Source organism: Knoellia sp. Soil729, from assembly GCF_001427985.1.
In the GTDB taxonomy this organism is placed as follows: domain Bacteria; phylum Actinomycetota; class Actinomycetes; order Actinomycetales; family Dermatophilaceae; genus Knoellia.
The window spans coordinates 227,781-249,684 of record NZ_LMSA01000002.1 but is presented as its reverse complement, the minus strand read 5'-3'; the positions used below and the strand labels follow the sequence as shown (position 1 = coordinate 249,684).

Here is a 21,904-nt window from a genome sequence, read left to right as displayed (position 1 = left end):
CGTGGCACACCAGTGGCGCGGAGTCATCCGTGAGTATGCCGACCGCCTGCCGATGCTTGCCGGCTCACCTGTCGTGACCCTGCACGAGGGCGGGACCCCGCTCATCCAGGCAGAGCACCTGTCCGAGCTCGTCGGGGCCAACGTCCTCGTCAAGTACGAAGGGCTCAACCCCACCGGCTCGTTCAAGGACCGCGGCATGACCAGCGCGATCTCCTACGCCAAGGGCCGCGGGGCCAAGGCGGTCATCTGCGCGAGCACGGGCAACACGAGCGCCTCGGCGGCGGCCTACGCCACCAAGGCCGGCATGACCTGCGCGGTGCTCGTCCCCGAGGGCAAGATCGCGATGGGCAAGCTGAGCCAGGCCATCGCCCACGGCGCCACGCTGATCCAGGTCGACGGCAACTTCGACAACTGCCTCACGGTGGCCCGCAAGCTCGCCGAGGTACACCCCGTGGAGCTGGTCAACTCGGTCAACCCCGCGCGCATCGAGGGTCAGAAGACCGCTGCTTTCGAGATCGTCGACGCCCTCGGCGACGCCCCCGACATCCACATCCTCCCGGTCGGCAACGCCGGCAACATCACGGCCTACTGGCGTGGCTACACCGAGTACGCCACCGACGCCGAGGGCCTGCCGGCCGTCTCGACCCGCACGCCGCAGATGTGGGGCTTCCAGGCGGCCGGTGCCGCACCGATCGTCCTCGGTCACCCGGTCGACGACCCGGAGACCATCGCGACGGCGATCCGCATCGGCAACCCGGCGTCGTGGCGCCAGGCCGAGGAGGCCCGCGACCAGTCGGGTGGGCGCATCGAGTCGGTGACCGATGAGCAGATCCTCGCCGCCCACCGGCTGCTCTCCTCGACGGAGGGGATCTTCGTGGAACCGGGGTCGGCCGCGAGCATCGCGGGCCTCGTCCAGGCCAGCGAGCGGGGCGAGATCCCGGCCGATGCGACGATCGTCTGCACGGTGACGGGCCACGGGCTCAAGGACCCGCAGTGGGCCCTGCGCACCGCTGACGGTTCGGAGATCGAGCCGGTCAAGGTCTCGGCCGAGGCGCACGCCGTCGCCGAGGTCCTCGGCTTCGCGAGCTGATCGTGGGGGAGTGGCTGCCGGGCCTCTCTGCTGCTGTTCGTGTGCCCGCGAGCAGCGCGAACCTGGGTCCGGGCTTCGACTCGATCGGCGTGGCCCTGGGCGTCTGGGACGGTTGTCGCGCAACGGTTCTCGTCGAACCCGGTCTCGAGGTCAGCGTCCGGGGTGAAGGCTCCGAGGTCGTCCCGACCGACGTCTCGCACCTCGTCTTCCGCAGCCTGCGTCACGCCTTCGAGGACCTGGGGGAGGCGGCACCGGAGGGGCTGCGGCTCGAGTGCGACAACGCGGTCCCGCACGGCCGCGGCATGGGATCCTCGGCGACCGCCATCGTCACAGGCGTCAGCCTCGCGCACGCCCTGCTCGCGCTGCGTGACGGCCGCGCGGCCGACGCCTTCGATCTCACCGCCGTCAACGACCTCGCCGCCCGACTCGAGGGCCATCCCGACAACTCCTCGGCGAGCGTCTTCGGTGGGGTGACCCTCTCGTGGTCCGACGACCCCGCCCAGGGGACGAGCACCCTGCGCCTGGGCGCCCACCCGGAGGTCGTCCCCGTGGTGTTCACTCCGGAGACCCAGCTGTCGACGGCCACCGCGCGCGCGGTCCTGCCGGCGCAGGTCCGGCTCGCCGATGCCGCTGCGAACTCTGCTCGTGCCGCCCTGCTCGTCCATGCCCTGACGTCGGCTCCCGAACACCTCCTCGACGGCACGCGCGACTGGCTCCACCAGGAGCCCCGGCGGCCGTCCTACCCACTGTCGATGGCCCTGGTCGACGAGCTGCGCGCCGCCGGCCACGCCGCCGTGATCTCGGGTGCCGGACCCTCGGTGCTCGTCCTCGCCACGACGGCGACAGCGTCGGCGGTCGGCCGCGCCGGAGGTGGGCTCTGGCGAGTGCTGCTGCCCGGCATACCGCCTCGTGGTGTCGAGGTGCTCGAAGGCTGAGCGCGCCCACCAAGTCTGCGACCGCGCAGGCCCTCTGGTGTTAGAGTGAAAGGGCGGTCGTAGTTGATGCCGGGGAAGCGTTCTTGTCAACCGATGCCTACCGCGAATCCGCACCCTCCACTGTTGGCCGTTCGTGCTGAGTCACGCGCCGGATGTCGGCAGGCCCCGTGGAACACACCCGCCAGATCTCTGGCACCCACTTCGGCCCCGCCCTGCGCGGGCAGGGCCCACTGACGAGGTGAAGGATCCTTCGTGACAGACACCACCACTCTTGAGGCATCCAGTGCGTCCGGGCAGAGCCCGCGCCGATCCGGTTCGCTGACGGCCATGCGCCTCGCCGAGCTGCAGGGACTTGCCTCGAGCATGGGCATCTCGGGAACCGCCAAGATGCGCAAGGGCGACCTCGTGGCCGCCATCAAGTCGCGGCAGAACGGTGAGAGCGGGCCCGTGGCGTCCTCCGATGCCCCGTCCGCCGCATCCGACGCCCCGTCCGCTGCGTTCCACGCGCCGTCCGCTGCATCCGACGCTCCCGTGAGGACACGGTCGCGTCGCGCCTCCTCGTCGGGTCAGGTGACCCCCAAGCAGGAGACGTCCAGCGCGCCGAGCCAGTCCGAGGCTCCGCGCGAGGACCGTGGCCATCGCAGGGACCGCGCTGAGGAGGCCGATGCCTCCGCGCAGGAGTCCAGCCGCGAGAACCGCAGCCGTTCGGGTCGTCATGACTCGGACCGCACCGCCCAGGACCGCACCGCCCAGGACCGCAGTGGTTCGGACCGCGACGGCTCGGACCGCACCGCCCAGGACGGCGAGGCTCGCGAGTCGCGCGACCGCAATGGCCAGCAGCGTGAGGCCCGCGAGCCACGTGAGCGCAGCACCCAGGACGGTGACGGTCGCGAACAGCGGGACCGCAGTGCCCAACAGCGGGACCGCAGTCCGCAGGACCGTGACGGTCGCAGCGAGCAGCAGCGCGAGCGCAACGCCGAGCAGCGCGACGGCCGCCACGACCGCGCCCAGGACCACAACGGCCCGGGTGACGACGACGACGACGAGAGCGGTCGCAGCGGACGTCGTCGCCGCAACCGCAACCGCAACCGCGACCGTGACCGTGACAAGCGTCGCGTGAGCCCCGGTGGCGAGACCCAGCACGAGAACGAGTCGCAGCAGATCACCGAGGACGACGTGCTCGTCCCCGTCGCCGGCATTCTCGACATCCTCGACAACTACGCGTTCGTCCGGACCTCGGGCTACCTGCCGGGCAACCACGACGTCTACGTTCCGCTCGGCATGGTCAAGCGCCACAACCTGCGCAAGGGCGACGCGGTGGTCGGCGCGACCAAGGCACCGCGCGATGGCGAGGAGCCGCAGCAGCAGTCCGTCGGCACCCGCAACAACCGCCAGAAGTACACGCCGCTGGCGCGCCTGGACTCCATCAACGGCATGAGCTCCGACGACGCGCTCAAGCGCGTGGAGTTCGGCAAGCTCACCCCGCTCTACCCGCAGGACCGCCTCCGCCTCGAGACCGAGCCCGGCATCCTCACCACGCGGATCATCGACCTCGTGGCCCCGATCGGCAAGGGCCAGCGCGGCCTCATCGTCGCCCCGGCCAAGGCCGGCAAGACGATGGTGATGCAGGCGATCGCCAACGCGATCACGACCAACAACCCCGAGGTCCACCTCATGGTCGTGCTCGTCGACGAGCGCCCCGAGGAGGTCACCGACATGCAGCGTGCGGTCAAGGGTGAGGTCATTGCCTCGACGTTCGACCGTCCCGCCGAGGACCACACCACGGTCGCCGAGCTCGCCATCGAGCGTGCCAAGCGGCTCGTCGAGATGGGTCACGACGTCGTCGTGCTGCTCGACTCGATCACCAAGCTCGGTCGCGCCTACAACCTCGCGGCCCCCGCGAGCGGCCGCATCCTGTCGGGCGGCGTCGACTCGGCCGCGCTCTACCCGCCGAAGAAGTTCTTCGGCGCCGCGCGCAACATCGAGGACGGGGGCTCGCTCACGATCCTCGCGACCGCCCTCGTCGAGACGGGCTCGCGCATGGACGAGGTGATCTTCGAGGAGTTCAAGGGCACCGGCAACATGGAGCTCAAGCTCGACCGCGGCCTGTCCAACCGCCGCATCTTCCCGGCGGTCGACATCAACAACTCGGGCACGCGTCGCGAGGAGATCCTCCTCGCACCCGACGAGCTCAAGATCATGTGGAAGCTGCGTCGTGTCCTGGCCGCGCTCGACAGCCAGCAGGGCATCGAGCTCCTGCTCGACCGCCTGCGCAAGACCAAGACCAACTACGAGTTCCTGGTGCAGGTCCAGCAGACCAGCTCCGCGAAGCTCGAGGCCGAGGACAGCTGAGTCGCAGGCTTCCCTGACCACTGCGAGGCGGTCTCCCGATCGGGAGGCCGCCTCGCGGCATACCCGCAGGTATGCCGTCCGCCCACCGAACGTGCGTGGCCGACGGCCCGGCGTCTCGTGAGCGCACGGGGTGAAGGCTCGGTGACCTGGCTCAGCCAGTCGGGCTGCCGGGGTGGCTGCGGAAGACGAGCGACGTCTGGACGTGCTTGACCCCTGGCCGGCTCGAGATGTTGTCGAGGACGAAGTCCCGCAGGTCCTCGGGGGACTGCGCGCACACATGCACGAGGAAGTCGTCGGCTCCGGAGATGTTGTGGGCGGACAGCACTCCCGGCAGGGCCGCGATCTCGTCACCGAACGTCTCGACCTGGGCCCGGTCGTGCCCCGCCAGCCCGATGGCGATGACGGCCTGCAGCGGACGCCCGAGCATGGCGAGGTCGAGGGACGCGTGGAAGCCGGTGATGACGCCGCGTTCGCGCAGGGAGCGCACCCGTCCGACGCACGTGGACTCGGCGATCCCCACCGTCCGCGCGAGAGCCGCATTGGAGATGCGCGCATCAGCGACTAGCTCTGCCACGAGTGCCCGGTCGACGTGGTCGAGGACCGGAGGAACCGTTGGCGCGGGCCCGGGAGTGAGACGGTGCGGATTCTTCGGCATGGCCTCACAATAGGCGCGTCCTCGTGCAGGTTCCTCGGAGGCATCGGCGGGAGGACACGGTATCCACGGAACTCTTCCGCTCATCCGATGATCATGCGGAGAATCTGGCGCATGACGACCAGTTCACTGCCCAATCCCGCGACGAACGCAGTGCACGCCGGCCGGGAGGACCTTCCCGGCCTCGGGCTGCACGTGCCGCTCATCGACCTGGCCACGACGTACCCGATGCCGACCGTGGAAGCCGGTGGTGCGGCATACGACACCATCGCCGCGGGGGAGCGGCCGGATGCCGAGTCGACCCTCGTGTACCAGCGGCTGTGGAACCCCGGTGTCGACCGGTTCGAGCGAGCCGTCGCCGCCCTGGAGGGGGCGGAGTCCTCCGTGGCGTTCGCCAGCGGGATGGCCGCGCTCACCGCGACCCTGCTCGCGAGCGTCGCTGCGGGCAAGCCGCACGTCGTCGCCGTCCGTCCGCTCTACGGCGGCTCGGACCACCTCTTGGCCGCGGGCCTTCTGGGGACCGAGGTCACCTGGGCCACACCGGAGACGGTCGGCGCTGCCCTCCGTGCGGACACCGGCCTCGTGCTCCTCGAGACCCCCGCCAACCCCTCGCTCGACCTCGTCGACATCGCCGCGGTCGTGGCACAGGCCGGCGAGGTCCCGGTGGCGGTGGACAACACCTTCGCGACACCGGTGCTCCAGCAGCCGATGCGCCAGGGTGCGACGCTCGTGCTGCACTCGGCGACGAAGTTCATGGGTGGTCACGGCGACGTCATGGGAGGCGTCGTCGCCGCGGACCACGAGTGGGCCGCGCGTTTGCGCCAGCTGCGGGCCATCACCGGGGCGGTCCTCCACCCGCTGGCCGCCTACGAGCTGCACCGGGGGCTCCAGACGATCCACGTCCGGGTGCGCGCCCAGCAGGAGTCCGCACGCGCCGTCGCCGGCTGGCTCGCCGGGAGGCCGGAGGTGTCCCGGGTGCACTACGCGGGCCTTCCGGGCGCAGACCCTCTGGGCCTGCTTGGTACGCAGATGTCGGGGCCCGGCGCTCTGGTCGCCTTCCGCCTCGCTGGTGGGTATGCCGCGGCGTCGGCGTTCCTGGAGCACCTCGACCTCGTCACCCACGCCGTGTCGCTGGGCGGTGTCGACACCCTCATCCAGCATCCGGCAAGCCTCACCCACCGCCTCGTCGTGGCTGACGCTCGACCCGACGACGACCTGCTGCGACTGTCCGTCGGCCTCGAGGCGGTCGAGGACGTCATCGCCGACCTCGACAAGGCCTTTGCCAACCTGCCCTGACCGGATGTGTCCCCAGGCCCTGCCCCGAGGGAATGCGTGGTGCCACCTCGCCGTTTAGGTAGGCGTGTGCCTGCTCTGGCACACTTGATCGCTGGACCGGTTCACGGCACGAACGCGTTTCCTGAGCATCACCCCTCACGAGGGATGCAGGCGGGGCGCTACAGGGTTTGCATCTACCTGATGGGCCCGCCGACCCGGAGACATCCAGAGCACTCAAGGAGAGAATCGTGAAGAAGGACATCCACCCGAACTACGCCGAGACCACGGTCACCTGCACCTGTGGCGCGTCGTTCACCACGCGCAGCACCGCCGAGAACGGCGCCATCCACGCCGAGGTCTGCAGCCAGTGCCACCCGTTCTACACGGGCAAGCAGAAGATTCTCGACACCGGTGGCCGCGTCGCACGCTTCCAAGCGCGCTACGGCAAGAAGGCCGACGCGTAGCACCCTCGATGCGCCGACCCGTCGACTCCCTCCCAGGGGTCCGGGTCGGCGCATTCGTGTATCCGCCACCTGCCTCGCGCCACCCCGACCGTCCCTGAGAGGACTGCCCATGTTCGAGTCCGCCGCGGCGCTGGCCGACGAGCACGCACAGCTCGAGCGGGAGATGGGGGATCCGGCGATCGCCTCGGACCCGGACCAGCTGCGCGAGATCAACAAGAGGTACGCCGCCCTCGGACCGACGGTGACGGCATACGCGCAGTGGCAGTCGGCCACCGACGACCTCCAGGCAGCCCGTGAGCTCGCGGCGGAGGAGCCCGCCTTCGCCGAGGAGATCCCCGCCCTCGAGGTGACCGCCACCGAGGCCGCCGACCGGCTCCGGCGCCTGCTCATCCCGCGCGACCCCCACGACGACCGCGACGTCATCGTCGAGGTCAAGGCGGGGGAGGGTGGCGAGGAGTCGGCGCTGTTCGCCGGCGACCTGCTCCGCATGTACCTGCGCTACGCCGAGCAGCGCGGCTGGCGCACGGAGGTGCTCGACTCGACCGAGACCGACCTCGGGGGCTTCAAGGACGTCCAGGTCAGCGTCAAGGCCAAGGGCACGCCGCAGGCGGGCGAGGGGCCGTGGGCACGGCTCAAGTACGAAGGCGGGGTCCACCGCGTGCAGCGGGTCCCGGTCACCGAGACCCAGGGCCGCATCCACACCAGCGCCGCGGGTGTCTGGGTCATGCCCGAGGTGGAGGAGGTCGAGGTCGAGATCCACCCCAACGACCTGCGCATCGACGTCTTCCGGTCGTCAGGCCCGGGCGGGCAGAGCGTCAACACCACCGACTCGGCGGTCCGCATCACCCACCTGCCCACGGGCACCGTCGTGTCGTGCCAGAACGAGAAGTCGCAGCTGCAGAACCGTGAGGCCGCGATGCGCGTGCTGCGTGCGCGCCTGCACCAGATCGCGATGGACCAGGCCAACGCCGCCAGTGCCGACATCCGCGCGAGCCAGGTCCGGACCGTGGACCGCAGCGAGCGCATCCGTACCTACAACTTCCCCGAGAACCGGATCAGTGACCACCGCACCGGTTTCAAGGCCTACAACCTCGACACCGTCCTCGGTGGGGAGCTCGACCCGGTCGTCGAGTCAGCCATGGCCGCTGACGACGCTGCGCGTCTCGCGGTCCTCGGGGAGGGCGCCTCGTGAGCGACCTCAGAGCGGCCGTCCGTGAGGCCACCCAGCAGCTCGCCGCCGCTGGAGTCGGCTCACCCGAGCACGATGCCGTCGTGCTCGCGGCTCACGCCCTTCGCGTCGAGCCCAGTGAGGTGCGGCGGCTCATGGTCCTCGGCGGTGACGTTCCGGCGACGTATGCCGGACTCGTGGCCGAGCGGGCGAGTCGCGTTCCGCTGCAGCACCTCACGGGCCGGGCTTGGTTCCGTGGGCTCGAGCTCGAGGTCGGGCCGGGCGTCTTCGTGCCGCGCCCCGAGACGGAGGTCGTCGCCGGCTGGGCGATCGAGGCCACCTTGTCGACCCTCGAGTCGGGCGTGACCTCACCCGTCGTCGTGGACCTCTGCACGGGTTCGGGTGCCATCGCCCTTGCGGTCAAGGCCGAGGTGCCCCAGGCGCAGGTGCATGCCGTCGAGGTCAGCGACCTCGCCGTGGCGTGGGCGCTGCGCAACCGCGACCGTCTTGGCCTCGACGTCGAGATCGTGCACGGCGACGCCGTCACGGCGTTCGAGGAGCTCGCGGATGTCGACGTCGTCGTGTCCAACCCGCCCTACATCCCCACGACCGCCGAGCCGGTCGATCCCGAGGTGCGCGACCACGACCCCGAGGTCGCGCTCTACGGCGGCAGTGAGGACGGTCTGGCCATCCCGCGCCTGGTGGCCGCGCGCGCAGCGGGGCTGCTTCACCGTCGTGGGGTCCTCGTGATGGAGCATGCCGACAGCCAGGGCGAGTCGCTGCCCGCGGCCCTGAGGGCGACGGGTTCGTGGTCACACGTCGAGGACCGGCTCGACCTCACCGGGCGTCCCCGCGCGACCGTCGCCGTCCGCGCCTGAGGCGCCGAGCCCGACGCGATGGCGCGAGCCCCCCTGATGCAGCTACGGCCCCCGGTCAAGGACCGGGGGCCGTAGGTGTCGTCAGACCTGTCAAAGGATGTAGATCAGCAGGGCGATGATCAGTAGCACACCGACGATCGTCCAGATGAGTCCAGAACCACGCATGCGTAGCACCTCTTTCGATAGACGTTGACGAACGGTCCGACCCTACTCAGTCCCGAGCCTCGACATGCGTCTTGTCGTCGGCGATTCTCCGCGAAGCCGCTGGTCAGAACGTTCCGCCGCAGCCCTGATCCGGCCGGCACGGGCAGGTCCTAGGCTGATCCCCATGAGCCCCGTCTTCGACTGCACGACCCCCGAGGGGCGCCAGGACGGCATCGCCAAGGCGACCGCCGGAGTGCGCCAGGGCGAGCTCGTCGTGCTTCCCACCGACACCCTCTACGGCATCGGGGCCGATGCGTTCGCGCCGGACGCGGTCCAGCGGCTCCTCGACGCCAAGGGCCGTGGTCGCGACATGCCTCCGCCCGTGCTCGTCCCCGAGGTCCGGACCGTCGACGGACTCGCGACGGAGGTTCCGGCCTACGCCCGTGCCCTGATCGAGCGCTACTGGCCGGGCCCGCTCACCCTGGTGTTCAAGGCGCAGCCCTCCCTCATGTGGGACCTCGGCGACACCGGTGGAACCGTGGCCGTGCGCATGCCCGACCACGACGTGGCGCTCGAGCTCCTCAGGGAGGTCGGCCCGATGGCCGTGAGCAGCGCCAACCGCACCGGTCATCCCGCGTCCCGCACCGTCATCGACGCCGCGACCCAGCTGGGTGCCTCGGTCGAGTTCTACCTCGACGCGGGGCCGGTCACGGGTGGGCTGGCATCGACGATCGTGGACTGCACGCATGACCGACCCACCATCCTGCGTCGTGGGGCGATCGACTCGGACGAGATCCTGGCCCTCGCGGCCGAGCACCTAGAGTTGCCGCCAACCGCGTCAGCTGAGCCGACACCAGAACCTTCAGGAGTGAGCAACGATGAGTGAGACGTTCTACGGTTCGGACTTCGAGGCGCTGCAGGCCTTCGACCCCGAGATCGCGGGAGTGCTGGTGTCCGAGCTGGACCGCCTGCGTGGCGGGCTGCAGCTCATCGCGAGCGAGAACATGTCCTCCCCGGCGGTCCTCACGTCCCTCGGGTCGACGTTGTCCAACAAGTACGCCGAGGGCTATCCGGGGCGCCGCTACTACGGCGGCTGCTCCGAGGTCGACAAGGCCGAGACGCTGGCCATCGAGCGGGCCAAGGCCCTCTTCGACGCCGAGCACGCCAACGTCCAGCCGCACTCCGGTGCCAGCGCCAACCAGGCCGTCTACGGCGCCTTCATGAAGCCGGGCGAGACGATCCTCGCGATGAGCCTCCCGCACGGCGGCCACCTCACCCATGGCACGAAGATGTCCTTCTCGGGCAAGTGGTTCAACGCCGTCCACTACGGCGTCGACAAGGACACCGAGGACATCGACTACGCCGAGGTCGAGCGCCTCGCCAAGGAGCACCGGCCCAAGGTGATCCTCGCCGGCGGGTCGGCGATCCCGCGCCTCATCGACTTCGAGTTCTTCCGCCGGGTGGCCGACGAGGTCGGCGCGATCTTCTGGGTCGACGCCGCGCACTTCATCGGCCTCGTCGCCGGCAGGGCCATCCCCAGCCCAGTGCCCTACGCCGACGTCGTGAGCTTCACGACCCACAAGGTGCTCCGTGGCCCGCGCAGTGGTGCGATCGTCTGCAAGGAGGAGCACAAGGCGGCCATCGACAAGGCCGTGTTCCCGATGATGCAGGGCGGCCCGCAGATGCACACGATCGCGGCGAAGGCGACGAACTTCAAGGAGTGCGCCACGCCCGAGTACCAGACCTACGCCACGCAGGTCATCGCCAACGCCCGGGTCCTCGCCGAGACGTTGGGCGAGATGGGAATCCGCCCGACGACGGGCGGCACCGACACCCACCTCTCGCTCCACGACCTCCAGCCGGTTCAGGTCACCGGCGTCGATGCCGAGGCGCGCTGCGACGCCGCCGGGATCACCCTCAACAAGAACGCCATCCCGTTCGACCCCCAGAAGCCCAACGTGGCCAGCGGCATCCGGGTCGGCACCCCCTGCGTCACCACGCAGGGCATGGGTGAGGACGAGATGCGCACGATCGCCGGGCTGATCGCCCGTGCGGTCGTCGACGGTGACGCCGACCCCGAGCACAAGGTCTCCCAGGAGGTGCGCGCCGAGGTGACCGATCTCGTGACGCGCTTCCCGGCATACCCCCGCTGAACAACAACCACTGATTGCCCGTTCGGGTAGTTCCGCGGAACTACCCGAACGGGCAACCAGTCGCTTCCGGGCGGTTCAGCGGCGCTTCTGGCGGTGCTTGTCGTCGGCGGCCTGCTCGCGCGCCTCGGTCTCCAGCTCGGCCGCCTCGTCGGCGGACAGCGCCGCCCTGGGCTTGGTCCCCGAGGCCGACGCGACGGTCCACACGCTCCGCGCCAGCACCTCGAGGTCGAGCAGGGGCGACATGTGCTTGAGGTAGTAGAAGTCGTAGGAGAGCTTCTCGATCGTCTCCTCCTCCGAGGCGGCATACCCGTGGCGCACCTGGGCCCAGCCCGTGATGCCCGGCCGCACGAGGTGGCGCTGGTCGTAGAAGGGAATCGCCTCGCGGTACTTCTCGACGAAGCTCACCTGCTCGGGGCGTGGCCCGATGAGCGAGAGCTCGCCACGCAGGATGTTGAAGAGCTGGGGGAGCTCGTCGGCGCGGATACTGCGCAGGACCGCTCCGAGACGGGTGATCCTGGGGTCGTCGCCCGTGGCCTGGCGCGCGCCCTCCGCCTCGGCATCGGCACGCATGGTCCGGAACTTGAACAGCTCGACGAGCTCGCCCCGGCGACCGACGCGGACCTGACGGAAGATCACCGGGCTGCCGTCGACGATGCGGACGACCACCGCGATGACCGCGATGACCGGCAGCCAGAGCGGCAGGGTGGCCACGACGAGGAGCAGGTCGACAGCGTGCTTGAACGGCAGGAAGGGCAGCTTGCGCAGCAGTGAGGTCTCGATCTCCCAGCCCTCGGAGAGGTGGTCGAGGGGCACCCGGCCGGTGTGACCCTCGTAGACCTCGTTGAGCGGACGGACCTCACGACCGGCCACGGACGTCGCCGAGACGTAGCGCGTCACCTCACGCGACCACGGGGCACTGAGGTCGACGGTGAGGACCGTGTCGGGTGGGGGAGCGGACAGGGGCCCCGTCGCTGCGGGGTCGATGACACCGACGACCGTGATGTGCGGTGTCGCGTCGAGCGCCTGCACGATCGCGTCGGAGCTCGTGACGATGACCAGCCGCTCGCTCCAGGGCCGTAGGCGCAGCAGGGCGCGAAGCAGCAGGACCAGGCCCAGCCAGATGACCAGGGTCGTGAACAGGTGTGGCCGCGAGTAGTAGGGCCGGATGAGCACGATCTGCGCGGTGATCGCGAGGAAGGCGAAGAGGACGCTGAGCGCGGCCCGGCCGAAAGTCGGCCGCGGCGGTCCCTGGGGCATGACGGCCGCCACGAGAGCGCTGCCGAGCAGGGACCCGATGGTCGTGATGACGAGGATCTTCACGAGCCCGCGGTTCTGGGTCTGGATCACGACCGCCTGGCTGAACGGGTGCCCGCCGAAGCGGATGATCGCCGCGAGAAAGAACGCGACGACGAGGAGGGCTGCATCCGCGCAGGCTGTGCCGACGAGGAGCCGCTGTCTCATGGCGGGAAGTGTATTCGCCGTCCCAGTCGTGCTCGGGGACGCACGGGACCGTGGGCCAGTTGGTTCCCCGGGAGCGCTTGTGATAGTTTTCACAAGCACCCGGAAGCGTCACCGACACCCGTCGACGAGGATCCCTGATGACCCAGCAGAGCGCAGCGAGAGGCGACAACCTCTTCGACGTCGTCCTGCGCGGAGCCCTGCTTCCGGCAGCTGGCGCCGGCGTCGTCACCTCTCTGCTCCTCACCCCCTTCCGCGGTGTCGCGGGCCTCGTCGCCGCCCTCGTGGGGGTGGCCATCGGCCTCGCCTTCTTCGCGTCCGGGCTCTTCGTCGTGGGCCGGTTCGTGCGCGACAACTCGCAGCCGGCCCTGTTCATGGCCGTGGGGATGACGGTCTACTTCGCGCAGGTCATGCTCCTGCTCGGCGTTCTGATCGTGGCTCGGCGCTTCGAGAGCTTCGACAGCGTGGCCTCCGGCATCGCCCTCCTGGTCACCGTGGTGGTCTGGCAGGGGGCCCAGATGTATGCCTGGCGACGCGCTCGGGTGCCGGTCTACGACGAGGCTCCGGCCACTGATCACGCCACCGATGGGCGGACGTCGTGATGGGGCCCCGCGTCGCCTCGACCCCGTTTCGTCCGGTACCGTACGGCGTGCCGTCGGCAACAGGTACGCCCTGTTCCAGCCCGCGCCGCGCCACAGCTTTTGTCCTCGCGTCGGAAGCGTCGCGACAGATGTTGAACTCGTCCTTGGAGGAGAGGTCTTGAGCCTGAACGTGCTGACCCACACGCTGTCCGGCATCGGTTCCGTTGCCGGCGAAGGCGGGTTCCAGACGCCCGGCGTCGAAGCCTTCTGGTGGCCGCTGATCGGTGAGGGCGCGATGGCCTTCACCCGCCCGGCGCTGGTGCTGCTGCTCTCCGTCGGCATGATCGCGTGGTTCTTCGCGGGGACGGCTCGGTTGAGCGTGGTCCCCACCAAGCGCCAGTTCATGGTCGAGGGCGTCTACAACTTCGTGCGCAACACGATCGGGCGCGACATCATCGGCAGCAAGGACTTCATCCAGTTCCTGCCCCTGCTCCTGACGCTGTTCTCACTCATCCTGCTCAACAACGTCTTCGGGATCCTGCCCTTCATCCAGTACCCCACGATGAGCCGCCTGGGCGTTCCGCTGGTGCTCACCCTCATCGTCTACATCGTCTACCACACGGTCGCGATCCGCCGGAAGCACGGCGTCCTGCCCTACCTCAAGTCGCTCGTCCCTCCGGGACTGCCGGGCTGGCTCAAGCCGATCCTCTTCGTGCTCGAGTTCCTGACCTACTTCCTCATCCGCCCGCTCACGCTGGCGCTGCGACTCATGGGCAACATGCTCGCCGGTCACCTCATGCTCCTCGTCTTCATCCTCGGCGGCGAGTACCTCCTGCTGCACGGCGAGAACCTCTTCCTCAACTTCTCCGGGATCCTCGCCTTCGGCTTCTCGATCGGCATGAGCTTCTTCGAGCTGCTCATCGAGTTCCTCCAGGCGTTCATCTTCACGCTGCTCGCCGCGCTCTACATCTCCGACGCGGTCTCCGAACACCACTGACCCGCGAGCCCTCGGGCCCGCGCACGACCCAACTGAATAACCCACCCCGACACCGGGAACTGGTCCCGGTGCCATCGAAAGGAACACGCTCATGACTGGCGACATTGCCTACCTCGGCTACGGCCTTGCCGCGATCGGCCCCGGCATCGGTGTCGGCCTGATCTTCGCCGCCTACATCAACGGCGTTGCGCGTCAGCCCGAGGCTCGCGGCATGCTCCAGACCATCGCCTTCACCGGCATGGCGATCACCGAAGCCCTGGCCATCCTCGGTCTGGTCTTCGCCTTCGTCTTCCAGGGCTGACATCACCCCTCGTCACCGCTGACCGAGCCCTAACAGATAGGACCAGATGTGATTCCCACATCCGTCGTTGCCGCCGATGAGGTGGGCTTCCCCTCGGGGTTCCCGCTGCTTCCGCACCCGGTTGAGATGATCGTCGGGCTCATCGCCTTCGCCATCATGTACTGGCTGTTCAAGTCCAAGGTGGTCCCGCGCATGGAGGCGCTCTACGCAGAGCGCACCGCGGCGATCGAGGGCGGCATGGAGCAGGCCGAGCAGGCGCAGGCGCAGGCTCAGGCAGCGCTGCAGCAGTACGAAGCCCAGCTGCACGAGGCTCGCACCGAGGCGAACGCCATCCGCGAGGAGGCGCGTGCCGAGGGTGCATCGATCGTCACCGAGATGCGTGAGAAGGCACAGGCCGAGGCCAACCGCATCACGGAGTCGGCCAGTCGCCAGATCGAGGCCGAGCGCCAGCAGGCCGTGGTCTCCCTGCGCTCGGAGGTCGGCACGCTGTCGACGACCCTCGCGGGTCGCATCGTCGGTGAGTCCCTCGAGGACGAGGTCCGCCAGAAGGGCATCGTCGACCGCTTCCTGGCCGAGCTCGAGAGCGGCGCCGTCCGCCCCGAGAAGGTCGGCGCGAGCGCCACGGTCGGCGACTCCTCAGCGGCGGAGCAGGCTGGAGCCGATGGCTCCACCCTCGGCGCCGAGGGATCCGCAGGGCGGGACTCCTGATGCGTGGCTCGTCGCGTGGAGCCCGGGCGGCGGCCGACAAGGCCCTCACCTCGGCACTCGACGGCGTCGACCGTGCGGCACTGGCCGAGGAGCTCTTCTCGATCGCCGGTGCGATCGAGAATGACGTCTCGCTGCGGCGCGCCTTCGCCGACCCCTCTCGCGAGGGAGACGCCAAGCGTGCGCTCGCCGACCGCCTCTTCGGCGGCAAGGTGAGTGAGGCGGCCAACACCCTCACCGGTGAGGTCGTGGCGCAACGCTGGTCCGAGGAGGGTGACCTCGGGGACACCTTCGAGGCCCTGGCGGTGCGGGCGCTCATCGCGAGCGCCGAGAAGGCCGGTCACGCCGACGCGGTCGAGGACGAGCTGTTCCGCTTCGAGCGGATCATCGCGGCCAACCCCGACCTGCGCGACACCCTCTCCAGCCGCAACACCGACGCCACCGGCAAGGCCGGCCTCGTGCGCAACCTGCTCGAGGGCAAGGCCGCGCCCGAGACGATCCGTCTCGCGGAGCAGGCCGTGCTCGTGCCTCGCGGTCGTCGCCTCGACCGGGTGCTCGAGTCCTACCTCACGCTGGCGGCGGAGCGCCACGACGAGCTCATTGCTCTCGTGACCGCCGTCGTGCCGCTCGACGAGCAGCAGCAGTCCCGCCTGGCCTCGGCCCTGCGAGGGCTCTACGGCAAGCAGATCAGCCTCCAGATGGTGCTCGACCCGAGCATCATCGGTGGGATCCGCGTCCAGGTCGGCGACGAGGTCGTCGACGGCACGGTGCTGCGCAGGTTGGACAAGGTCCGCCGCGACCTCGCCGGCTGACGCACCACGCTCGACCACATCTGAAAACGCAGGACCCCACACACACTTCGGCTCAATCGGAGCCGGCAGCGGTTACATCAAAGGGAGAAGAGATCACATGACGGAGCTCTCGATCCGTCCGGAGGAGATCCGGGACGCACTGGACACCTACGTCCAGTCCTACGAGCCCGGCGCGGCCTCCCGCGAAGAGGTCGGCCGAGTCAGCGACGCCGGTGACGGCATCGCCCACGTCGAAGGCCTTCCCTCGGCCATGACCAACGAGCTCCTCGAGTTCGAGGACGGCACCCTGGGCCTGGCACTCAACCTCGACGTCCACAGCATCGGTGTCGTCATCCTCGGTGACTTCTCCAACATCGAGGAGGGCCAGCAGGTCAAGCGCACCGGAGAGGTCCTCTCCGTCCCTGTCGGTGACAACTTCCTGGGTCGCGTCGTGGACCCGCTCGGCAACCCGATCGACGGTCTCGGCGACATCCAGAGCGACGAGCGCCGCGCGCTCGAGCTGCAGGCGCCCAACGTGGTTCAGCGCAAGTCGGTCCACGAGCCACTGCAGACCGGCCTCAAGGCGGTCGACGCCATGACGCCGATCGGCCGTGGCCAGCGCCAGCTCATCATTGGTGACCGTCAGACGGGCAAGTCCACCGTCGCCGTCGACACGATCATCAACCAGAAGGAGTTCTGGGAGTCCGGCGACCCGTCCAAGCAGGTGCGGTGCATCTATGTCGCCATCGGTCAGAAGGGGTCCACGATCGCTGCCGTTCGCGGCACGCTCGAGGACGCCGGCGCCATGGAGTACACCACCATCGTCGCGGCCCCTGCCTCCGACTCGGCCGGCTTCAAGTACCTCGCGCCCTACACCGGTTCGGCCATCGGGCAGCACTGGATGTACCAGGGCAAGCACGTCCTCATCGTCTTCGACGACCTGTCCAAGCAGGCCGAGGCCTACCGCGCCGTCTCCCTCCTCCTCCGGCGCCCGCCGGGCCGCGAGGCCTACCCGGGTGACGTCTTCTACCTGCACTCCCGTCTGCTCGAGCGTTGCGCGAAGCTCAGCGACGAGCTCGGTGCGGGCTCGATGACCGGCCTCCCGATCATCGAGACCAAGGCGGGTGACGTCTCGGCCTACATCCCGACCAACGTCATCTCCATCACCGACGGCCAGATCTACCTCCAGGCCGACCTCTTCAACGCCAACGTCCGCCCCGCGGTCGATGTGGGTGTGTCGGTGTCCCGAGTCGGTGGCGCTGCGCAGACCAAGGCCATGAAGGGTGTCTCCGGTCGACTCAAGCTCGACCTCGCCCAGTTCCGTGCGCTCGAGGCGTTCGCCATGTTCGCGTCCGACCTCGACCCGGCATCCAAGGCCCAGCTGGCCAAGGGTGCGCGGCTGGTCGAGCTGCTCAAGCAGTCGCAGTCGAACCCGTTCCCGGTCGAGGAGCAAGTCGTCTCGATCTGGGCCGGCACCACCGGCCAGCTCGACTCGGTCGCGGTCGAGGACATCCGCCGCTTCGAGGCCGAGTTCCTCGACCACCTCCGTCGCAGCAAGAAGGACCTGCTCGACGCGATCCGCGAGACGGGCAAGTTCGAGGAGTCGACCGAGGAAGCCCTCAAGGCCGAGATCGACGCCTTCAAGAAGGGCTTCCAGCCCTCCAACAAGGACAACGTGCCCGTCGGTGACGAGTCCGAGAGCGGCGACGACGCCCTGGACTCCGAGCAGGAGCAGATCGTCAAGCAGAAGCGCTGACAACCGCTTCTTCCGGTATGCCGGGTGGTCACCTTGCGTGACCACCCGGCACCGGGAGCCGGACGCGGGGCCACGTGCCACGCAACCGGGCACACGGCATACCGGCTCAGAACCAGCAGTCAACTCAGCACCACCACAGACTTCAGACCAGGAAGGGCGGAAAACTATGGGAGCGCAGATCCGGGTTTACCGGCAGCGCATCCGGTCCGTCAGCGCGACGAAGAAGATCACGCGGGCCATGGAGCTCATGGCCGCGTCTCGCGTCGTCAAGGCCCAGCAGGCCGTGCGTGAATCGACGCCCTACGCGCGAGCGATCACTCGTGCCGTCTCGGCTGTCGCGACCTTCTCCAACGAGGACCACGTCCTCACCACCGAGAAGGAGACGGTGACCCGCGCGGCGGTCGTCATCATCACCTCGGACCGCGGTCTCGCAGGCGCCTACAGCTCGTCGGTGCTCAAGGAGTCCGAGCGCCTCATCGCGCGCTTGCGGGAAGAGGGCAAGGAGGCCATCCCCTACCTCCTGGGTCGCAAGGCCGCTGGCTACTACAAGTTCCGTGGTCGTGCGGTCGCGGCTGAGTGGACCGGCAACTCCGAGAAGCCCACGTTCGAGACCGCTCGTGAGATCGGTGAGCGGCTCGTGGGCGACTTCCTCCTGGACACCGAGTCCGAGGGTGGTGTCGACGAGGTCCACATCGTCTACTCCCGCTTCGTGTCGATGGTGACGCAGGAGCCCGAGGTCATCCGCCTGCTTCCGCTGGAGATCGTCGAAGGCACCGAGGCTCCCGCAGAGGGAGACCTCTTCCCGCTCTATGAGTTCGAGCCCAACGTCGAGGAGGTGCTCGACGCGCTGCTGCCCAAGTACGTCACGTCCCGCCTGTTCAACGCCATGCTCCAGGCCGCCGCGTCCGAGCTCGCAGCCCGCCAGCGCGCGATGAAGTCCGCCACGGACAACGCCGAGGAGCTCGTGAAGAAGTACACCCGACTGGCCAACCAGGCTCGTCAGGCCGAGATCACCCAAGAGATCAGCGAAATCGTCGGCGGCGCAAGCGCCCTGGCCGAGAGCAAGTGAGAGAGAAAATGACTGCCACTGTCACTGACAACACTCAGGAGACCCGCGAGGGCGGTATCGGCCGTGTCTCGCGCATCATCGGCCCCGTCGTCGACATCGAGTTCCCGGCCGACGCCATGCCCGAGCAGTACAACCTGCTGACCACCACGGTCGAGCTCTCGGGTGAGAAGAAGAACCTCAACCTCGAGGTCGCCCAGCACGTCGGCGACAACATCGTCCGCGCCATCTCGCTCCAGCCCACCGACGGCCTCGTCCGCGGCACGCAGGTGCAGGACACCGGCGGCCCCATCACGGTCCCCGTGGGCGACGAGACGCTCGGCAAGGTCTTCAACACCACCGGCGAGGTCATGAACCTCGAGGAGGGCGAGACCTTCGAGCCCAAGCAGCGCTGGGGCATCCACCGCAAGGCTCCGGCCTTCGACCAGCTCGAGTCCAAGACCGAGATGTTCGAGACCGGCATCAAGATCATCGACCTCATGACCCCCTACGTCCAGGGCGGCAAGATCGGCCTGTTCGGTGGTGCCGGTGTCGGCAAGACCGTGCTCATCCAGGAGATGATCGCCCGAGTCGCGCGCGACCACGGTGGTGTGTCGGTGTTCGCCGGTGTCGGTGAGCGCACCCGTGAGGGCAACGACCTCATGGTCGAGATGGAGGAGGCTGGCGTCCTCGGACAGACCGCCCTCGTCTTCGGCCAGATGGACGAGCCGCCGGGCACGCGACTTCGCGTCGCGCTCTCCGCGTTGACCATGGCCGAGTACTTCCGTGACGTGCAGAACCAGGACGTGCTGCTCTTCATCGACAACATCTTCCGGTTCACGCAGGCCGGTTCCGAGGTCTCCACCCTCCTCGGCCGTATGCCGTCCGCCGTGGGCTACCAGCCCACCCTCGCCGACGAGATGGGTGTGCTCCAGGAGCGCATCACCTCGACCCGAGGCAACTCGATCACCTCGATGCAGGCGATCTACGTGCCGGCTGACGACTACACCGACCCGGCTCCGGCCACGACGTTCGCGCACCTCGACGCGACGACCGAGCTCTCGCGTGAGATCGCCTCGCTGGGTATCTACCCGGCCGTGGACCCGCTCACGTCGACCTCGCGCATCCTCGACCGTCGCTACATCGCCGAGGACCACTACAACACCGCGGTCCGCATCAGGTCGATCCTGCAGCGCAACAAGGAGCTGCAGGACATCATCGCGATCCTCGGTATCGACGAGCTCTCCGAAGAGGACAAGATCCTCGTCAACCGCGCCCGTCGTATCCAGCGCTTCCTCGGTCAGAACACCTACGTTGCCAAGCAGTTCACCGGCATCGAGGGCTCGACCGTGCCGCTGGTCGACACCATCGAGGCGTTCACGAAGATCGCCGACGGTGACTACGACCACTTCCCCGAGCAGGCGTTCTTCATGTGTGGTGGCCTCGACGACGTCGAGCGCCAGGCCGCGGAGATCCAGAAGAACCTGTAATCACATCTGTCCGGCTCCTCAACGGGAGTGCGTGGCTCGCTCGTTCCTCGCGAGCCTGCCACGCACTCCCTTGATCGTCGCCGGACGTCGTTTTTGTTGCCGGTAGACTTCACCACACACCACTTCCCCGGAGGAACACGTGAGCCAGCTTCAGGTCGAACTCGTCGCCGCGGACCGCAAGGTCTGGGAGGGCGAGGCACGCCAGGTCAGCGCCCGCTCCATCGACGGTGAGCTCGGGATCCTGCCCGGTCACACGCCCATTCTCGGCGTGCTCGTCGAGGGGGACATCAAGATCCATGGTGAGGGCGGTGTCCGCACCGCCACGATCAACGGTGGCTTCCTCTCCGTCGACCACGACCGGGTGACGATCCTCGCCGAGGCCGTCGACGCCTCGGACCTGAGCAACTAGAGCCCCGGCGGACATGCCATGAAGCCGATCGCCGCCATCGAGCTCGTGCTCGTGGTGGCGCTCGCCCTCTTGGCAGCCTGCATCATCTTCATCTGGGTGCGGCGTCGCTACATCTCGGGCGGCAAGCCCCTCATGCTGTGCGCCATCAGCGTCGGTGACGGGCGCTGGCGCCTGGGTCTGGCACGCATCGCGGGGGAGCGGCTCGACTGGTTCTCGGTCATCGGCCCCTCCCTGCGCCCCGCCCACGCCTGGGTGCGCCACGACCTCGACCTCGGTGCGCCCCACCGCCTCGGTGAGACCGTCCCCGGCCTGCCCCCGGACGCGGTGACCGTGACCGGCCGGTCCCGCACCACCAACTACGAGCTGGCCATGAGTCCGCCGGCCTACACCGCGCTGCGGGCGTGGCTCGAGAGCTCGCCGCCGGGCTTCAACGTCAACGTCGCCTGAGGCGCTGAGCGCCTGAGCCGCGGAGCGCTTCAGGGCCGAGTGCCCTGGCCGCAGCTCAGTCGTCGTCGGTCGTGGGGTCGTCCTGCTCGGACACGGCCGGGCTCCCGGAGGCCTTGCGTGCCTTGGTGGGAGCCGCAGCACGTCCGCCACCGGGCTGCCACAGGACGTCACCACCGGCGTCGAGGTTGGCCACCCGCGCGAGGATGAACAGCAGGTCAGAGAGGCGGTTGAGGTAGGCCGCGGTCGTCGGGTTGACCCCGCCCTCGCCCTTGGCGGTGCCCATCGCCGTCCCGTGGCGCTCGATGGCCGCCCACGTGCTGCGTTCGGACCGGCGCACGACCGTGGTGGCCTGGTGGAGGTGCGCGGCCGCGATCGTGCCCCCGGGAAGGATGAAGGACCGCAGCTTCTCGAGCTTGGCGTTCTGGGTGTCGCAGTCGGCCTCGAGCTCGTCGATCCACTCGGACTGCACACGCAGGGGCGGGTACTCAGGGGCCTCCAACAGGGGCGTGCACAGGTCCGCACCGACGTCGAAGAGGTCGTTCTGGACCCGGGTGAGGATGGCGCGCACGTCGTCGGGAAGGTCACCCGCCGCGAGGACCACGCCGATCACCGCGTTGGCCTCGTTGACGTCGGCGTAGGCCGCCAACCGCGGGTCGGTCTTGCTCGTGCGGCTGAAGTCGCCGAGGGCCGTCGTCCCGTTGTCGCCGGTGCGGGTGTAGATGCGGGTGAGGTTGACCATGGCAGCAGCCTGCCAGACGGCTTTGCCGAGTCTTTACCTGCAGCATGCCCGGGACCGATCGATCGTCGCGTTCA

The 21,904-nt window shown here is 68.9% G+C and carries 22 protein-coding genes; 19 read left to right on the top strand and 3 right to left on the bottom strand.

Annotated elements, in window-relative coordinates; all coding sequences use genetic code 11:
- The first annotated feature begins 1 nt into the window (after position 1).
- The 3 genes from thrC to rho all read left to right on the top strand — a co-directional run bounded on the left by thrC (position 2) and on the right by rho (position 4,377).
- Positions 2-1,090, top strand: coding sequence for a threonine synthase (gene thrC, locus ASG74_RS06090; protein WP_056140244.1), 1,089 nt, complete (start codon positions 2-4; stop codon positions 1,088-1,090).
- A gap of 41 nt (positions 1,091-1,131) precedes the next feature.
- Positions 1,132-2,025, top strand: a complete 894-nt coding sequence (gene thrB / locus ASG74_RS06085; RefSeq protein WP_235498841.1) for a homoserine kinase — start codon at positions 1,132-1,134, stop codon at positions 2,023-2,025.
- A gap of 252 nt (positions 2,026-2,277) precedes the next feature.
- Positions 2,278-4,377 carry a transcription termination factor Rho gene (rho, locus tag ASG74_RS06080; RefSeq protein WP_082569555.1) on the top strand — a complete coding sequence of 700 codons (2,100 nt, stop codon included), beginning with the start codon at positions 2,278-2,280 and terminating at the stop codon, positions 4,375-4,377.
- A gap of 151 nt (positions 4,378-4,528) precedes the next feature.
- Here rho and ASG74_RS06075 read toward each other — a convergent pair whose 3' ends face one another.
- Positions 4,529-5,032, bottom strand: coding sequence for an Lrp/AsnC family transcriptional regulator (locus ASG74_RS06075; protein ID WP_056140235.1), 504 nt, complete (start codon positions 5,030-5,032; stop codon positions 4,529-4,531).
- 111 nt (positions 5,033-5,143) lie between these two features.
- On the opposite strand from ASG74_RS06075, the gene ASG74_RS06070 reads away from it, so the two are divergent.
- The 6 genes from ASG74_RS06070 to glyA all read left to right on the top strand — a co-directional run bounded on the left by ASG74_RS06070 (position 5,144) and on the right by glyA (position 11,111).
- A complete protein-coding gene (locus ASG74_RS06070) occupies positions 5,144-6,325 on the top strand; it encodes a trans-sulfuration enzyme family protein (RefSeq protein ID WP_200942537.1) in 1,182 nt (393 codons plus the stop codon).
- Between the two features lie 227 nt (positions 6,326-6,552).
- Positions 6,553-6,768, top strand: a complete 216-nt coding sequence (rpmE, locus tag ASG74_RS06065) for a 50S ribosomal protein L31 (protein ID WP_056140230.1) — start codon at positions 6,553-6,555, stop codon at positions 6,766-6,768.
- Positions 6,769-6,877: 109 nt separating this feature from the next.
- On the top strand, positions 6,878-7,960 hold the full coding sequence (gene prfA, locus ASG74_RS06060; RefSeq protein WP_056140228.1) for a peptide chain release factor 1: 1,083 nt from the start codon (positions 6,878-6,880) through the stop codon (positions 7,958-7,960).
- Positions 7,957-8,814: a peptide chain release factor N(5)-glutamine methyltransferase gene (prmC, locus tag ASG74_RS06055; RefSeq protein WP_056140224.1), complete on the top strand. Its 858-nt coding sequence runs from the start codon at positions 7,957-7,959 to the stop codon at positions 8,812-8,814. The genes prfA and prmC overlap by 4 nt, the downstream gene beginning before the upstream one ends.
- Before the next feature lie 328 nt (positions 8,815-9,142).
- Positions 9,143-9,844, top strand: a complete 702-nt coding sequence (locus tag ASG74_RS06050; protein ID WP_056140213.1) for an L-threonylcarbamoyladenylate synthase — start codon at positions 9,143-9,145, stop codon at positions 9,842-9,844.
- The gene (gene glyA, locus ASG74_RS06045) at positions 9,837-11,111 is read left to right on the top strand and encodes a serine hydroxymethyltransferase (protein ID WP_056140212.1); all 1,275 of its coding nucleotides are present in this window, start codon (positions 9,837-9,839) and stop codon (positions 11,109-11,111) included. Before ASG74_RS06050 ends, glyA begins: the two co-directional genes overlap by 8 nt.
- A gap of 75 nt (positions 11,112-11,186) precedes the next feature.
- Here the strand turns inward: glyA and ASG74_RS06040 are convergent, their stop codons facing one another.
- Positions 11,187-12,572, bottom strand: a complete 1,386-nt coding sequence (locus tag ASG74_RS06040; protein WP_056140209.1) for a sugar transferase — start codon at positions 12,570-12,572, stop codon at positions 11,187-11,189.
- 137 nt (positions 12,573-12,709) lie between these two features.
- On the opposite strand from ASG74_RS06040, the gene ASG74_RS06035 reads away from it, so the two are divergent.
- The 10 genes from ASG74_RS06035 (at position 12,710) to ASG74_RS05990 (ending at position 21,091) form a co-directional block, all read left to right on the top strand.
- Entirely contained in the window at positions 12,710-13,171 is a 462-nt protein-coding gene (locus ASG74_RS06035; protein ID WP_056140206.1) for a hypothetical protein, read from the top strand.
- A 157-nt stretch (positions 13,172-13,328) separates the two neighbouring features.
- Complete coding sequence (gene atpB / locus ASG74_RS06030) at positions 13,329-14,147, top strand: F0F1 ATP synthase subunit A (RefSeq protein ID WP_056140203.1); 819 nt, start codon at positions 13,329-13,331, stop codon at positions 14,145-14,147.
- Between the two features lie 91 nt (positions 14,148-14,238).
- Positions 14,239-14,448 carry an ATP synthase F0 subunit C gene (gene atpE, locus ASG74_RS06025; protein WP_056140202.1) on the top strand — a complete coding sequence of 70 codons (210 nt, stop codon included), beginning with the start codon at positions 14,239-14,241 and terminating at the stop codon, positions 14,446-14,448.
- Between the two features lie 48 nt (positions 14,449-14,496).
- Positions 14,497-15,156, top strand: a complete 660-nt coding sequence (locus ASG74_RS06020; RefSeq protein WP_056140199.1) for a F0F1 ATP synthase subunit B — start codon at positions 14,497-14,499, stop codon at positions 15,154-15,156.
- Positions 15,156-15,965 carry a F0F1 ATP synthase subunit delta gene (locus ASG74_RS06015; RefSeq protein WP_056140196.1) on the top strand — a complete coding sequence of 270 codons (810 nt, stop codon included), beginning with the start codon at positions 15,156-15,158 and terminating at the stop codon, positions 15,963-15,965. Before ASG74_RS06020 ends, ASG74_RS06015 begins: the two co-directional genes overlap by 1 nt.
- 97 nt (positions 15,966-16,062) lie before the next feature.
- The gene (gene atpA / locus ASG74_RS06010) at positions 16,063-17,700 is read left to right on the top strand and encodes a F0F1 ATP synthase subunit alpha (RefSeq protein ID WP_056140194.1); all 1,638 of its coding nucleotides are present in this window, start codon (positions 16,063-16,065) and stop codon (positions 17,698-17,700) included.
- Positions 17,701-17,866: 166 nt separating this feature from the next.
- Positions 17,867-18,769 (top strand): F0F1 ATP synthase subunit gamma, encoded by a 903-nt coding sequence (locus ASG74_RS06005; RefSeq protein ID WP_056140189.1) that lies wholly within the window; start codon positions 17,867-17,869, stop codon positions 18,767-18,769.
- Positions 18,770-18,777: 8 nt separating this feature from the next.
- Positions 18,778-20,235, top strand: a complete 1,458-nt coding sequence (gene atpD, locus ASG74_RS06000; protein WP_056140185.1) for a F0F1 ATP synthase subunit beta — start codon at positions 18,778-18,780, stop codon at positions 20,233-20,235.
- 139 nt (positions 20,236-20,374) lie between these two features.
- A complete protein-coding gene (locus ASG74_RS05995) occupies positions 20,375-20,644 on the top strand; it encodes a F0F1 ATP synthase subunit epsilon (protein WP_056140182.1) in 270 nt (89 codons plus the stop codon).
- An 18-nt stretch (positions 20,645-20,662) separates the two neighbouring features.
- Entirely contained in the window at positions 20,663-21,091 is a 429-nt protein-coding gene (locus tag ASG74_RS05990) for a DUF2550 family protein (RefSeq protein ID WP_056140179.1), read from the top strand.
- A 55-nt stretch (positions 21,092-21,146) separates the two neighbouring features.
- Here ASG74_RS05990 and ASG74_RS05985 read toward each other — a convergent pair whose 3' ends face one another.
- Positions 21,147-21,830 (bottom strand): cob(I)yrinic acid a,c-diamide adenosyltransferase, encoded by a 684-nt coding sequence (locus ASG74_RS05985; RefSeq protein WP_056140176.1) that lies wholly within the window; start codon positions 21,828-21,830, stop codon positions 21,147-21,149.
- Positions 21,831-21,904: the final 74 nt, after the last annotated feature.